This window comes from Acinetobacter sp. DMC2, from assembly GCF_056314305.1.
In genome coordinates this window covers 147,754-163,239 of the sequence record NZ_JBQUYP010000001.1, presented here as the reverse complement: position 1 = coordinate 163,239, position 15,486 = coordinate 147,754, and the positions used below count along the sequence as shown (strand labels likewise).

The 15,486-nt window shown below is 36.8% G+C and carries 13 protein-coding genes; 7 read left to right on the top strand and 6 right to left on the bottom strand.

Annotated elements, in window-relative coordinates:
• Positions 1-46: 46 nt before the first annotated feature.
• Positions 47-1,102, bottom strand: a complete 1,056-nt coding sequence (locus ACT53H_RS00765) for a linear amide C-N hydrolase (protein ID WP_440202400.1) — start codon at positions 1,100-1,102, stop codon at positions 47-49.
• A gap of 211 nt (positions 1,103-1,313) precedes the next feature.
• The gene (locus tag ACT53H_RS00760) at positions 1,314-2,987 is read right to left on the bottom strand and encodes an FMN-binding glutamate synthase family protein (RefSeq protein WP_004791750.1); all 1,674 of its coding nucleotides are present in this window, start codon (positions 2,985-2,987) and stop codon (positions 1,314-1,316) included.
• A gap of 468 nt (positions 2,988-3,455) precedes the next feature.
• Between ACT53H_RS00760 and ACT53H_RS00755 the strand changes: the two genes are divergently transcribed.
• The 7 genes from ACT53H_RS00755 (at position 3,456) to ACT53H_RS00725 (ending at position 11,500) form a co-directional block, all read left to right on the top strand.
• Entirely contained in the window at positions 3,456-3,887 is a 432-nt protein-coding gene (locus ACT53H_RS00755; RefSeq protein ID WP_174732958.1) for a hypothetical protein, read from the top strand.
• A 534-nt stretch (positions 3,888-4,421) separates the two neighbouring features.
• Complete coding sequence (locus tag ACT53H_RS00750; protein WP_004791753.1) at positions 4,422-4,949, top strand: Csu type fimbrial protein; 528 nt, start codon at positions 4,422-4,424, stop codon at positions 4,947-4,949.
• An 83-nt stretch (positions 4,950-5,032) separates the two neighbouring features.
• Positions 5,033-5,740 carry a fimbrial biogenesis chaperone gene (locus ACT53H_RS00745; protein WP_474770849.1) on the top strand — a complete coding sequence of 236 codons (708 nt, stop codon included), beginning with the start codon at positions 5,033-5,035 and terminating at the stop codon, positions 5,738-5,740.
• Positions 5,741-5,780: 40 nt separating this feature from the next.
• Positions 5,781-8,189 (top strand): fimbria/pilus outer membrane usher protein, encoded by a 2,409-nt coding sequence (locus ACT53H_RS00740; protein WP_476008684.1) that lies wholly within the window; start codon positions 5,781-5,783, stop codon positions 8,187-8,189.
• Complete coding sequence (locus ACT53H_RS00735; protein ID WP_004791759.1) at positions 8,180-9,208, top strand: Csu type fimbrial protein; 1,029 nt, start codon at positions 8,180-8,182, stop codon at positions 9,206-9,208. The genes ACT53H_RS00740 and ACT53H_RS00735 overlap by 10 nt, the downstream gene beginning before the upstream one ends.
• 466 nt (positions 9,209-9,674) lie before the next feature.
• The gene (locus tag ACT53H_RS00730; RefSeq protein ID WP_353158218.1) at positions 9,675-10,841 is read left to right on the top strand and encodes an MFS transporter; all 1,167 of its coding nucleotides are present in this window, start codon (positions 9,675-9,677) and stop codon (positions 10,839-10,841) included.
• 155 nt (positions 10,842-10,996) lie between these two features.
• Positions 10,997-11,500 (top strand): hypothetical protein, encoded by a 504-nt coding sequence (locus ACT53H_RS00725; protein ID WP_004791762.1) that lies wholly within the window; start codon positions 10,997-10,999, stop codon positions 11,498-11,500.
• A gap of 47 nt (positions 11,501-11,547) precedes the next feature.
• On the opposite strand, the gene accC is transcribed toward ACT53H_RS00725, so the two are convergent.
• The 4 genes from accC to ACT53H_RS00705 all read right to left on the bottom strand — a co-directional run bounded on the left by accC (position 11,548) and on the right by ACT53H_RS00705 (position 15,389).
• Positions 11,548-12,918 carry an acetyl-CoA carboxylase biotin carboxylase subunit gene (gene accC, locus ACT53H_RS00720; protein WP_004791764.1) on the bottom strand — a complete coding sequence of 457 codons (1,371 nt, stop codon included), beginning with the start codon at positions 12,916-12,918 and terminating at the stop codon, positions 11,548-11,550.
• Between the two features lie 17 nt (positions 12,919-12,935).
• A complete protein-coding gene (locus tag ACT53H_RS00715) occupies positions 12,936-13,355 on the bottom strand; it encodes an acetyl-CoA carboxylase biotin carboxyl carrier protein (protein WP_004791766.1) in 420 nt (139 codons plus the stop codon).
• Positions 13,356-13,372: 17 nt separating this feature from the next.
• Positions 13,373-13,828: a type II 3-dehydroquinate dehydratase gene (gene aroQ / locus ACT53H_RS00710; RefSeq protein WP_004791768.1), complete on the bottom strand. Its 456-nt coding sequence runs from the start codon at positions 13,826-13,828 to the stop codon at positions 13,373-13,375.
• 235 nt (positions 13,829-14,063) lie between these two features.
• Complete coding sequence (locus tag ACT53H_RS00705; RefSeq protein ID WP_476008370.1) at positions 14,064-15,389, bottom strand: Y-family DNA polymerase; 1,326 nt, start codon at positions 15,387-15,389, stop codon at positions 14,064-14,066.
• Positions 15,390-15,486: the final 97 nt, after the last annotated feature.

Genomic DNA, 15,486 nt, shown 5'->3' with positions numbered 1-15,486 from the left:
TATGCTTAATATTATTTATGTTAAGTGTAGTAAATTTTGACATAAATTAACGCATAGATGGACTTAAAAATACAAATGGTTTTGCAATTTTAAAAGAAGAAGTGGCATCACCTGCATATATATGGCTTTGATCGGGGCCTAAATCTAGTCTACGTGTTTTACCATCTTTAAAATTAATCTTTTTCAAATCAACCCAAAATACATTTGGTGATAGTGCTGACTCGAAAAAGTAAAGCATCTGTTTATGATCGGCCACAGTTCGCCAGCGAGTTGAAGAGATATTCGGTTCTTCTTGAGTATTTAGTCCATAGGGAACAGACGCATTTCGAATGACACTAAATACAGAGGCTTGAGCCTGTTTACTATCATCATTTTTAGGAATTGCATTAATGTAAAAAGACGCGCGCGCAAAGCGATCAGATGCTCGATTTGTACCGGGGAGCATGATTGTTCCACCAATTTGTTTCCAATATTCGGCAAGGGCGAGTTGCTTATCGAAAGTAGGCGAGTTAGTCATGACCTGATAGCTGCGGCTATGGTGAATAACCTGCTTTCCGTCAATATATTCAATAATTGCACTATCACCTGTTTTATCAGAAATAGATAAATGTAGGGTGGTGAGTCTTGATTCACCAGGAACGCTATCTGTAACTATTGTGTACGGTTCTTTCTCAAGAACTCTAACAGCCTCATCAACAGTTGCGAAGTTATCGAGTACATATTGTGCCCAAGCAGCAATGCTGAGTAGCGGTTTATTAGATTTTTTTACATCGGGATACTCAGATTCAACTAACCATAAGACATTAGCAACTAATCCAGCTTCATTCATACCATCTGTTGTGGAAACCTCATAGCCTGTGGCAATTACACTTCCATATTTAGACGTCCATTTTATTGAATTGGAACCTGCACTACCGTCACGACTAACCCCGCTTGGCATAATCCACAAATTTGTACCCGTATCAACTTTCCAGTCCATTGAGCGAGCAGTAATAACATGTTGGTTATTGCCTAAATATACGGCACGTGTACAAGCAACAGCATAGCTACTTAAACCTACTGCTAGCGCGACAAAAGAAGAAATGAATGTTTTTTTCAACATGATGAGATACCTTTTTGTTATAAGCATTAAAAAAATTTTTATTAAATAAAATTAAATTGTGTACGTTATTTATACTTTTATATTAGGTGAAAAATCTATTAAAGACAAATTAAAAGGGTAATGAAATTTAAGAAAAACTCACATATTCATTTCAAATATAGAAGAGCATCACACTATAAATGTAATGCTCAACATATCAAGTTAATATAAATTAAAAGTGATTAGCATCCGCCATATTCCACATACGATAATAAAAATTATCATCGTCATTATTAAGTTCAGACTGTAAAAGTTCGCCTTCTTTTAAGAAAAAATGCAATTGAGCATAGTTCTTAATTTCACGGTCATTTACACGCTGAGCCAAATGATGAGCTTTAATATCAGAAGGGTGACGTAAACCAGCGGCAGCAATCATTTCTGATAATGCATGCAATGTATTTTTATGAAAATTAAATACACGTTCTGATTTAGTGGGTACATCAATTGCTTTTTGACGGTCTTTATCTTGGGTTGCAACACCTACAGGACACTGGTTAGTGTGACAGCTTTGTGCCTGAATACATCCAACAGCAAACATGAAACCACGTGCTGAATTAACCCAATCTGCACCTAGCGCAAAAGTACTGGCAATATCGAAGGCACTAATGATTTTACCACTCGCACCAATCTTAACTTGATCTCGGAGTCCTGCACCCACAAGGGTGTTATGAACAAAACGTAGGCCTTCACGTAATGGAGTACCAATATTGTCGCTAAACTCGATTGGCGCTGCCCCTGTACCACCTTCAGAACCATCAACCACAATAAAATCAGGAACAATTTTTGTTTCTAGCATTGCTTTAACAATACTCATGAATTGCCAAGGTTGACCAATACAAAGTTTAAAACCAACTGGTTTACCACCAGATAATGTGCGCAATTTCTGCAAGAAATGCATCATTTCAATAGGGGTAGAAAAACTAGAATGCTTTGCAGGAGAAATACAGTCATGATCGCGAGAAACCCCACGGATTTGTGCAATTTCTGCGGTAATTTTATGTTTAGGTAAAATACCACCATGGCCTGGTTTTGCGCCTTGGGAAAGCTTCAGCTCAATCATCTTGATCTGTGGTAATTGAGATTGCTTGGCAAACTTTTGCTCGTCAAATTTCCCATCTAAAGTACGACAGCCAAAATAACCGCTGGCAATTTGCCAAACAATATCACCGCCATTTTCCAGATGATAAGGGCTTAAACTACCTTCGCCAGTATCATGATAGAAACCACCTAACTGCGCACCTTTATTTAACGCACGAATTGCGTTGGCACTTAAACTACCAAAGCTCATGGCAGAGATGTTCATAATTGATGCACTATACGGTTGAAGGCATTGTGCATTACCCACCTGAATACGAAAGCTCTTTGGATCTGCTGGTGGACAAGGGCTTATTGAATGGACAATGAATCGATAATTCTCTTGATAAACGTCAATGATTGAACCAAATGGTTTATCTGCATTTTCATTTTTAGCACGCTGATAAACTAGACTTCTTTGCATACGAGAAAAAGGTAGAGCATCTTGGTCCGCTTCAATAAAGTATTGGCGAATTTCTGGGCGTATATCTTCAAATAAAAAACGGAAATGCCCCATAATTGGGTAGTTTCTTAGAATTGAATGTTTATTCTGCAAAACATCATAAAGGCCTAATAAACTTAGCGCACCCGTAAGCACCCATAACCCGTTAAGGAGAGTATCTGAAATAAAATAATAGATACTATGAGGGGTGTATACGGTTCGAAACCATGTAATGCTCAGTGCAGTAAAAATACATAAGAACCAGAGAGAATGGCGCGAAAAGAATGTATTGAGAAATTTATGTCGAATGATTTGTGCTGGACTCGCCATATTGGAACAAATTCCTAATGTTTTACTGGTACATACCTTGCCAAGAAGCAAGTGAAACTACAAGTGTGGAATTGTTAGTCTCAAGATAAAGCGAACAGTACAGCCGTGGTTCACTCAATTTAGAAATAGATTTTTAAAGAAAATATTTAAGCGATTAATAATATCTATTTGGGAGGTTTAGGGGATTAAATAAATTATCAAATACTTAATTATTAAGTTGATATATTTTATAAATTTTTAGTTGTAGTTGTAATAAGAACTATTTCTATTAAATGTTTTTATTAAAAGGGGTAATTAAATTTAACTTTAGATTTAATTAATAATAACTTTTTTTGTTTGTATATTTTTTGATTTAATTAATGTTGTGCTATTTAATTATTTTTTGCTAGTATAAATAAATTGAAATAATTTTTTTAATAGACATTACTACAACTATATAAGATTCTAAAAAATCATTTAAGGACTGAAATGAATTGGAAGCTATTAATCTGCTCTGTTTTTCTCACAGAGGTTATTCTCTTAACTTTAATGTTTTATCTCGGTTTTGATCTAGATACTTTCAAAATAGTTGCTTTAGTACAAAGTATATTAGTTGCTGCAACTATAATATTTGACTCGATGGAAAGAAAGAATAATCCTATCTTTCCTGGATCTATCGTTTATCCATTACTTGGTATTTTATTTGTTTTTGGGTTTACACCTATTCTAGATTTTTTTGCAGAAAGACCTAAAGGATTCCATAGCTGGGACATTAAAAATATTTTAGTCATTGGGTCGCAAAGTGCAGATTATCAATTTAGGGAATTAGCTTGGTATGGTAAAGCCTATATACAGTTAGGTTTTGCTATGGTCGGTGGATTTCTTGGTTTGATTTTTCATTTAATTTTTAGAAATAGTTAAGCTAACACGCCCTCCTTCTCGTAGAAGGAAATAGTGTGCAATTGCTGAAAATTATTGAAAAATCCTAAAAATATCTATAAGTTACTTAGACTTCTTATTCATAAAATATTCTTTTGTTATTCATTTAAAATATATAGAACAATCAGTAGCTTACTTTTTGTCCATAATTTTTTTACCAAAAATTAAAAAAATATAAAATACTAAAAGTGATGGTAAACTTTAACTAATGAAAATCTATAATTTTTTTAGTAAAACTAACAAAAGCTAGATGAAATTATCGAAAATCGACATAAAAAGCGCGCTAAACCCTAAAAATTTTTATAATTGAGAAATTCATCAGAAGTTGAATTGTTAATTGATATTTAGAATGAAACTTATATTAGTGTTTTTGTTGTTTTTTTGTATTATGCGCCGTAAGTAGAGTAAAAAAATAACGCTTTGAAAAAACAATCAGAAAAGCTAGTGATTGTGATGGGGAAGGCTAGTTTTTACATCTATTAATTTTATTGGCGTAATGTAAAAAGGTTTTTAACCATGAAAAATTCTCTCATTTTATCAGTAATTACTTTGGGTTTAATGTCTATCAATGCCGCAAATGCTGCAACTGCAACAGGTACTTTGACCGTTAAAGCAACAATTACAAATAGCTGTGTATTGAATACTTCAGCTACAGGTACAACAGCTAACGCAGTTTTAGATTTTGGTACTTTAAGTTCTCTTGCAAGCAATGTAGACGCAGACACCACAACGACAGGTGGTACTGCAATTAAAGTTTTATGTAACAACACTGTGCCATGGACTTTGGCTTTCGATGCTGGCAAAAATGCTCAAACGACTCAACGTCGTATGATTGGTGGTGCAACTAGCAACGAATATATTCCTTACAACCTTTTCTCTGACACTAACCGTGCAACAGCGATTGGTATTGCAACTACTGCTTATAGCGGTACTGGTACTGGTGCACCACAAACAGTTAACGTCTATGGTCGTATTCCAGCTGGCTCAACTTTACCAAGTGCTGGTAGCTATGTTGATACTGTGACTGTAACAGTAACTTATTAATTTTTAATAAGTTTTATTGTGTCATTGCTAGCTCTTGATTTAGAGAGCTAGCCTAATTTGAGAAAAGTCGTTCTGGGCAAATCATGAGAAAAAATATCTTTGTTACTACAAGTTTATTATTATTTTTGCCTAGTATGCTGAATGCTGCATCAATTCGTCTTTCGCCTGTAAGTGTTGAAATATTAAGTGATCAAGCTGCGTCCTCAATTAGTTTGTATAATCAGTCAAATGAAAGTAGTGATTTGCAGGTACGTGTATTTGAATGGCGCCAAAATGCTGGACAAGATCAATTAATACCTACAGATGAGATCGCGATTAGTCCACCATTTTTAAAATTACAACCTAATGATTCTTATAACTTACGTGTAGTTAGAATTAATCCAGTACCAGTTTCTGGTGAACAAACCTATCGTATAATTATTGATGAGTTACCAAAACCGATTGATAACCGTAAAGTAGATCAGGGGGTTAACGTACTACTACGTTCTTCATTGCCCCTATTTGTAGTCAATAAGGACGCAATGACTAAACTTACTTGGTCAATTCAGCAAGAGCAAAATAATTCCTCTCTTATAATTAATAATGTTGGAAATCGACATGCACTTTTAAGCAATTTAACGCTTGTTGATACAACAGCAAATAAAAGTTATGCAATTAAAGTAAATACAGTGAATGGTTATATTCTTGCTGGAAAAGCAAGAAATTTTAATATCAGTCCTGATTTTAAATTTCAAACGGATCATAAATATAATATTTCATTGAATATTAACGGTAAGCAAACATCTCTTTAAAGAGGCACACATGAAATATCTCGTAAGTGCCTTATGTGTTATGTACTTGCCGATCCATGCTTTTGCTGAATCATTGCAAGATAACACCAATGCTACTTTACCAAGTATTCCGGAAGTTACAAGTTCTTCTCATCAGGTATTCATTTCTGATAAGGCGTATACACAGCTTTTCTTAAAGATTTCTATTAATTCGAGTATTTCAACAGATTTGATTTCGGTACGCCAAGATCAAGATAGAAAGCTGTATATCCGTACTCGTGATTTGAAAGTTTTAAGAATAAAAATGGATGAACATATCCCGGATAATCAATGGGTGTGTATTAATGAACTAAAAGGAATTCAGTTTAAGTATCTAGAGAACGAACAGGCTCTAAATTTACAAGTTTCGTCGAACATGCTGACGGATTATTCAGTTGATTTAAATGGTCAGCAGAGTACCAACCCACATTTGCTGAAAATGAAGCCCTTAAATGCGGCTATTCTGAACTATAGTCTGTATAACACCATAACCAATGACGAGAATGTTTTCTCAGGTTCGGCAGAAGGGATCTTTAACAGCGCAATTGGTAACTTTTCTTCAGGTGTTTTATACAACGGTAGTAATGAAAATAGTTATAGCCATGAAAAATGGGTGCGCTTAGAAAGTAAGTGGCAATATGTAGATCCTGAAAAAGTTAGGATATATACCTTAGGGGATTTTATTTCCAATAGTTCTGACTGGGGTAGCAGTGTACGTTTGGCCGGTTTCCAATGGTCGAGTGCTTATACTCAACGAGGTGATCTTGTCACCTCGGCACTGCCACAATTTTCCGGTTCGGCTGCATTGCCTTCGACTTTAGATTTATACGTTAACCAGCAAAAGATTTATTCAGGGCTTGTGCCATCAGGTCCATTTGACATTAAACAGCTCCCGTTTATTTCAGGCAATGAAGTCACTCTTGTGACCACCGATGCAACGGGTCAGCAGAGCATTACCAAACAGGCTTACTATTTTTCATCCAAAATTTTGGCAAAAGGCATTAACGAATTCTCAGTAGATGTCGGTGTTCCACGCTATAACTACGGACTTTATTCAAACGATTATGATGATGCCACTTTTGCTTCGGCTGCGATTCGATATGGCTACAGCAATTCGCTGACCTTAAGTGGTGGGGTAGAGGCTTCAACAGATGGCCTATCAAATCTAGGCACTGGTTTTGCCAAGAATCTTTTTGGTTTTGGGGTGATTAATGCTGATATTGCAGCGAGTCAGTATAAAGATGAAAACGGTTATTCTGCTCTAGTGGGTTTAGAAGGACGCATTAGTAAGAATATTTCGTTTAATACCAGCTACCGCAAAGTGTTTGATAATTACTTTGACCTTGCCCGTGTGTCTCAAGTTCGATATTTAAAAGATAATCAATCCGATGATGAACCAAAAAATTATTTAAGCTACAGTGCGCTGGCAGATGAGATTTTTAGGGCAGGCATTAACTATAATTTTTACGCAGGCTATGGTGCTTATCTGGGCTATAACCAGATCAAATATAGCGACAACTCTAATAAATTAGTGTCTGCCAATTTAAGCGGAAGCCTGAACAAAAACTGGGGCTTTTATGCATCAGCGTATAAAGATTATGAACACCAAAAAGACTATGGCATTTACTTTGCGCTGCGTTATACACCATCTAGCCGAGTCAATGCGATTACAAGTATTTCTAATGAAAGTGGTAAAACAACGTATAGACAAGAAATAAATGGATTTAGCGATCCACAAATCGGTGCATTTGGATGGGGAGCTTATGTTGAGCGTGATCAGGATGCGAATCAAAACAATGCATCGTTCTATGCCTCTTACCGTGCTCGCGCAGCTTACCTAACTGGTCGATACAACCGAATTGGGGATAACGACCAAGTTGCACTTTCAGCCACAGGATCATTGGTTGCGGCAGCAGGGCGAATTTTTGCAGCCAATGAAATTGGTGAGGGCTATGCAGTTGTGACCAATGCTGGGCCACAAAGCCAAATTTTAAATGGCGGGGTAAATTTAGGAGCAACTGATGGAACTGGTCGATTCTTAATTGCAAATTTAAGACCCTATCAGCTTCATCATATCTATCTAGATCCATCATATTTACCTTTAGAGTGGGATGTTAAATCCACTAACCAAACAGCATTCGTAGGTTACCGCCAAGGAGCTTTGATTGACTTTGGTGCTCATCGGGTCATTTCTGGATTAGTGAAGCTTGTTGACCAAAATAATTCACCTTTATTACCGGGATATACAGTTCGCATTAATGGGCAACAAAATGGTGTAGTTGGCTATGACGGTGAAGTATTTATTCCAAACCTCTTAAAGCAAAACAAGCTTGAAGTCGATCTACTGGATCATGGCTCATGCCAAGTTAATTTTGCGTATGAAAATAAGCAATACAGTGCTAAAAAATTGGGGCCTTATGTATGTCGATAACTACTGCGAGTCATAGTTTTTGGATGAAGAGTGAAAAGTTTTCATTGGCCATAAAGTATATTTTAGCACCTGTTTTGTTTTTTATATTATATGCATTTTTTAGCTCTGCACATGCTGCTTGTGCGGTAACTGGAACCACTAATGGTACGTATACCTATACGGCTGCCACTATTAATAGTGATGCTACTATTACCTATACGGGAACCATTCGCTGTACGAATGTGGGAAGTACTGCTCAAATATCACAATACATGTGTATGAAGACTGTATTTACAGGGGCAACCACTGCGAATAATAGTGTGACCTTACCTTATACGGTTACGGCAACTGTAGGTGGGGCTGGCTCTTCTACTACGAATCAAACTTCAAATGTTTGGTACGGTCCAGTTACAACGGTTGCACCAAGTAATATTATTAGTTACTCAGTAAGTATTAAAGTTCCAGCGAGATCGGGTTCCTTAACCACCTATCCAATAGGAACTTATACAGGCTCCATTCAACTATTCTGGGACATGCAAGCAAATTCGAGCAGTGTTTGTGAGGGAAATAGTGGGGGGGGCTGGGATTCAGGTAATACCACTATCACTGCTAATTATATTGTACCGAGTTTGTGCCAATTAGATTCCACATCAAATGTGGATTTTGGCAATATTAATGATATTGGTACGACGAGTCGTGATTACACAGCTCAAGGAGTAGTGAACACGACTTGTAATAATAGTACGCCATACAGTATTTATTTGGGCGATGGAAATAACCGTATTGTTGGTGGTTTTAGACGTATGACAAATGGCAGTAGTGAGTATATTCCTTATCAATTATATAAAGATTCTAACTATAGTACGGTATGGGACACTACTGGTGGTGTAAACACGGTGGGAGGTTCTGGAGGTGTTTCTAAAACAGGCTCAGGCAGTGCCCAAAGTACAAACGTTTATGGGAAAATTCCGCAGGGTACAACTATTTCAACGACACCTGGTAAGTACTCAGATACGATAGTTGTTACAGTAACTTATTAATAATCTGTTAGAATTTGATGTTGAGTCTGTTTTTATATTGAGTTGCTCATGCGAATAGTCATGAGGTTTAGATTTGATTTTTTAATTGTTCTAATTTGAAGATGGTGTAAAAGCTTTTAAAGAAAAGATAGATGTAAAAAGGTAATCAACGGTAATGTTGTTTTAGAATAAGTAAAAATAGAAAAAGGCAAATTAAAAAAATAAGAAAAAACATCTGATGAATAAATACCTTATGAATATTAAATGTATTTTTACACAAGTTAACAGATTGTACAAATTAAATTACAGTTGTCTTATATTCATTTAGTCTTTCTTATCAATAAAAAAAGCTTTTAAAGGCGAAGTAAGCTATTAATAATTTAGTTATTTGTATTGGAAAACAAAGTGTTAAAATTGTGGGGTTGGGATGCTTTGAATATACAATTATCTCTAATTTTAACCTATTGAAACTACTAAGGTTTACAACTTGTTCCAACCACTTACAATCCAAACCAGACTCGGCGGATTCTACTTTTTTTACTATTCCATTGTTGGTACGTTCATGCCTTATTGGAATTTATATCTTCAAGATCAAGGGTTTAATTATCAAGAAATAGGTGTCTTATCATCAATTGCGATTGTAACTCGTTTTTTTGCGCCTTTAGTATGGGGATGGGTTGCCGACAAATCTGGTAAGCGAATGCTGTTAGTGCGGCTAGCAACTTGGATGGAATCATGTATATGGTTGGCTATTTTTATAGTGCCAAATACGTTTCAATCCATAGCTTTACTCATGCTTATTTTTAGCTTCTTCCAAAATGCTATTTTAGCTCAATTTGAAGGGGTTACTTTATTTTGGTTGGGTGATCAAAAAGCTAAACTTTATGGCAAAATTCGTAAGTGGGGATCTATTGGATTTATTGTCGGTGTTTTTGTTATTGGTGCGCTTCTGGAAATAGTACCTATTTCGATGCTTCCAATTTTATTATTAATTATTGCTTCATTGGCATTTATTTGGTCTTTTACCATTCGAGAACCAGATGGTGCACCTACCTCACAGAAAAAGTTAGAGTCTTTACTTCCTGTACTAAAGCGCCCGACAGTAGCTGCATTTTTCACAATTGAATTTATTTTACTTTTTTCACATGCACCTTTTTATAGTTTTTATAGTAACTTTCTAAAATCTTTGAATTTCAGTACGACTGAAATTGGATTTTTATGGGCAATGGGGGTTTTTGCTGAAATTTTTATGTTTTCAATTGCCTCAAAGATTTTTCAACGTTTTTCGTGGCGCAGTTTAGTCGTTGTGTGTTTGCTAGTGACGAGCATACGTTGGATGCTTGTTGCACTATTTTCACATTACTTTGTTGGTCAGCTTTTTGCACAATGTTTGCACGCTTTTAGTTTTGGTTTATTTCACTTAATTGCAATGAGAGTTATTTTTCAAAACTTCTCTGCTGGACAGCAAGGGCGTGGACAAGCTCTTTACAGTACCATGTGGGGACTCGGTGTAGCTTTTGGTAGTGTGCTGGCTGGGCATTTCTGGAAAATTCTTTCTGGTGAACTCATTTTTATGTGTGCCAGCGTGGTTGTACTGTTAGGTTTGTGCTTTGTAATGTGGCTTCCGAAACAAGTCGATTCTTCAGCTGCTTAAGCTTGAGATAATTTAAAACAAAGAGTTTATATTGAAAAAAGCAAGTAAATATTAAATTGTTTGATGACTTGTTGTGGCACGTTACAGTTGAAAAATATTGTTTTTATATGGTTATGGAACAGTGATTTTGTCAAAAAATATGCTAACTTAACTTCATGCGTTTAATGATTAATAAATCTATGAAAAATATTTATATTATTGGATTATTGTGGGCTTGTTCTGGTTTAGCTGTGGCAGAAACGGCTACTCAACAGCCAGCCGAACAACCCGTTCGGACTGCAAGTAATCCTAATGCTATACGTATTGTTACGCGTCCTGAAATTATGGGATTATGGGGAATGGAAATTCCAAATAATAAAAAATGTGTGGAATATTATAACTTCCGTAGTAGTAATGATGTAGTGATCAAAAGTGGTCAAGAGTGGTCATACGGTTTATATGAATATCAACCATCTGATGACCCTAAAGAGCAGTTAGCTGCTTTAGTGATGCAAATTAAATTTGATAATAATAAAGTAGATTGTTCGGGTCAGAAACAAGATCAAACAGGTGATGTTTCTCAGTATTTTGTACAGTGGAAAAATGACCATACTATCAACTTCTGTTCAACCGCTAAGGGTGAGCAGTGTTTTGCGACTTTACGTAGAGTCCTACCATAAACTAATGGATATAAAAAAAGCCTCTTACGTATAAGAGGCTTTTTTTATTATGCAGTTTCAGCTTTCTTCTTTTCTTCCAATTGCTTTAACAAGTGCTTTTCAAGGTAATGGATGTCCATTGCTTGAGAACAGAAGCTCTTATCTTGCAAAATGAGATCTTTATGCAGAGGAATGTTAGTTTTAATTCCTGTAAGGATCATTTCATCTAACGCTTGACGCATACGAGCAAGTGAAGTTTCACGGTCTTTACCATGAGAAATCAATTTAGCAATCATAGAGTCATAGTAAGGTGGAATGCTATATTCTGGGTAGATATGAGAATCTAAACGAATACCAGCACCGCCTGGCGCATAGAAACTTTCAATTTTACCTGGTGAAGGTAAGAAAGTTGTTGGATCTTCAGCATTGATACGACATTCGATTGCATGACCATTAACTTTGATATCTTCTTGTTGAAGCTCTAGTCCTAGGCCGCCTGCAATACGCAACTGTTGTTCAATAATATCAACACCAGTAACCATTTCAGTAACAGGGTGCTCTACCTGAACACGAGTGTTCATTTCGATAAAGAAGAATTCACCATCTTCAAATAGAAATTCAAACGTACCAGCGCCACGATATTGCATTAACTGACATGCATGAACACATGCTTCTAAGATATCAGCTCGAGCTTGCTCTGGTAGATTTGGAGCAGGTGCTTCTTCTAACACTTTTTGGTGACGACGTTGTAATGAACAGTCGCGGTCATATAAATGAATCGCATGACCATTACCATCACCAAGAACTTGCACTTCAACATGGCGAGGTTTTTGTAAGAAGCGTTCCATGTAAACGGTATCGTCACCAAACCACATTTCTGCATCGCGCTGAGCTGCTTGAACTGATTCAAGTAGTGTATCTACACGCTCAACAATACGCATACCACGTCCACCGCCACCAGATGCCGCTTTAACAATAAGCGGGAAACCGATTTCTTTAGCTTCTGCAAGGGCATTGTGGATGGTTACAGCATGGTCACAACCAGGTACAGTAGGTACACCAGCTTTTTTCATGGCAACAATCGCAGAAACTTTGTTCCCCATAAGGCGAATGTGTTCTGGACGTGGACCAATAAAAGTAAAACCTGAACTTTCTACAATTTCAGCAAATTCAGCATTTTCTGAAAGAAAACCGTAGCCGGGATGAATAGCATCGGCACCGGTAATTTCTGCAGCAGTAATAATTGCCGGGATATTTAAATAGCTATCACTACTTGCACCGGGACCAATACATACTGCTTCATCAACAAAACGTAAATGCATCAAATCTTTATCAGCATCTGAATAGATACCAACAGTCTTGATTCCTAATGTTTTGCAAGCCCGGGTAATTCGTAAAGCGATTTCACCACGGTTTGCAATTAAAACTTTTTGCAACATAGACGTCCCCGAGGTAATTACGCGCGATAACGGAATAAAGGTTGACCGAATTGGATTACATCGCCATTTTTCACTAAAATTTCTTCAACCACGCCACTTTGAGTTGCTTCAATTGGGTTCATGATTTTCATTGCTTCAATAATACCCAAAGTTTCACCAGCAGATACAGTTTGACCTACTTTAACAAATGGTGCTTCGCCTGGGCTTGGAGCAGCGTAGAACACACCAACCATTGGAGAAGTTTCAACTGCTCCGCGTGGTGTTTTTGCAACTGGTGCTGCTGCAACAGGAGCTGCCGGAAGTGCTACACCAGCCGCAGCAACGACTGGACTACGGCGAGTTAAAGCGATTGATTGATCACCTTCTTTAACTTCAATCGCTTGCAAGTCAGACTCAATCATTAAATCGATGAGTTTCTTAATTTTGCGGATATCCATGGGCGACTATTCCTAAACTAGTTTGGGTTAGATGGTTGAATTTTTTCAATAGCGTAATCGAGTGCAAAACTATAACCTTTTGCACCAAGACCACAGATCACGCCAATTGCTTTATCGGATAAATATGAATGATGTCTAAATGCTTCTCTTGCATGGACATTCGACAAATGTACTTCAATAAATGGAATGGCAACGCCGAGTAGGGCATCGCGTAGAGCAACGGAAGTATGGGTGAGGGCCGCAGGATTAATAATAATAAGTTTTACGCCTTCGGTTTGTGCCTGATGAATGCGGTCAACAATCGCACCTTCCCAATTGCTTTGAAAAGTATCTAATGTTATTGATGCGTTTTGAGCTTGGATAACGAGTTGTTGGTTAATATCACCTAAGGTAAGATGACCATATACTTCTGGTTCGCGTTTTCCCAGCAAATTCAAATTCGGTCCATGAATCACCAAAATGGTCGAACTCATTCAGATTGCTCCAGCTCTAAAGTTGCAAATATTCTTTGCAAGATGTCTGCAAAGTTTGCTTATTATGGCATATGTTTCTACAATTTTTTTATAATTTGTTTTAATTGTCGCAGAAAGGGTATACCAAATTCGGCTTATATATTGTAAATTTTGCGATGATTTAGCAATGTTAAAAAATGACAAAATTTCAAGTAATTTAATGAAGCTCATTTTAAACTGAATTGACAAAAACAGTTCATGTATTTTGTGTAACGGCTGTAGAATTCTCTCCAATTACAAGTAGCTCATTCCATCGGGTTAGATAGTTTTTTGAACGGTGACATTGTTTCATATGCCAAGATGAACTACGGGAATGATAACCGACTTGTAGATAATGACTGCCGAATCGATTACGAACTGTACTTAGGGTTTTCATGAGTTGTTGTCTTTGCTGAATTAACTCAAGAGGTTGCCATAAATCATCAATGTGATGTTGACGGGCGTGCAAACCACAAAATAATACTCCAATCTTAATGTACTTTTTATTTTCTTTATATAAAACATCAATTTGTTGCATGGCTGCTTTAGTTAATATGCATAGGTCATCTGTTGCATACGTTAAACCTATCGCTTGAGATGATGCTTTTTTATAAGGTGGTTTATCTGTTTTTTCATAAAGCATGACCTGAATACAGGCACACAGCTGTTCTTGTTTCATTAAGCGCCGATGAGCGCGATTGAGATGAAAGATGAGCGCTTGTTTAATAATCTCAATGCTGGATAAAGCTTGAGCAAAACTACGTGAAGCTAAAATTCGTTTTGTGACGATGGCAGGATCATCGAGTTGGATACAGGATTGGCCTTTTAGCTCACGAATAGTACGTGCCATAACTACAGAAAAAGCTTTTGCGAGATGGTGTTCATTGGCAAAAGTTAAGTCTAGGCATGAATAAATTTCATAGCTTCGTAATTGTTTGACCAATTGGTAGCCAATTCCCCACACTTCTTTGACGGAAGTTTGTTGCATGAGGTCTTCAAGCAGTAGGGGATCTAATGTAGTGAAATTACAAATCCCATTAAAGCTTTTAATTTTTTTAGCGTAGTAATTGGCTAACTTGGCCTGAGTTTTTGAATATCCGATGCCAATACAGCAAGGTAAGCTTAACCATTTTTCTAGGGTTTCTACCGCTTTGGCACAATGAGAATGAATATCTAGAGTTTGAAGATAAGGGGTTAAACGGATAAAGCATTCATCAATAGAATAGGCTTCTAAATCATCGGGTGAGAAGAATTCACCTAAAACCGAAAAAAAGCGACGAGACATCTCAGCATATAAAGTGTAGTTACTTGAATAGACATGTACGCCTGCTTGGAGAGCTTCTTCTTCGATTTGGTACCATGGGATTGCCATCTTTATCCCCATGTTTTTTGCTTCTTCACTGCGTGATACAACACATCCATCGTTATTAGAAAGCACGACAACGGGCACGCCAATAAGTTTGGGGTCAAATAGTCGCTCACAACTGACATAACAGTTATTAATGTCTACAAGCGCGTAAATTTCGCGGTGTGAGATGTCCATTCTGACTTGCCCCATTAAAAATATTGGTAAAACTACATATTGATATTATTTTCATAAACACGTTGATGAGGAGTGTTAGGTGAAAAAAGTTGCATTT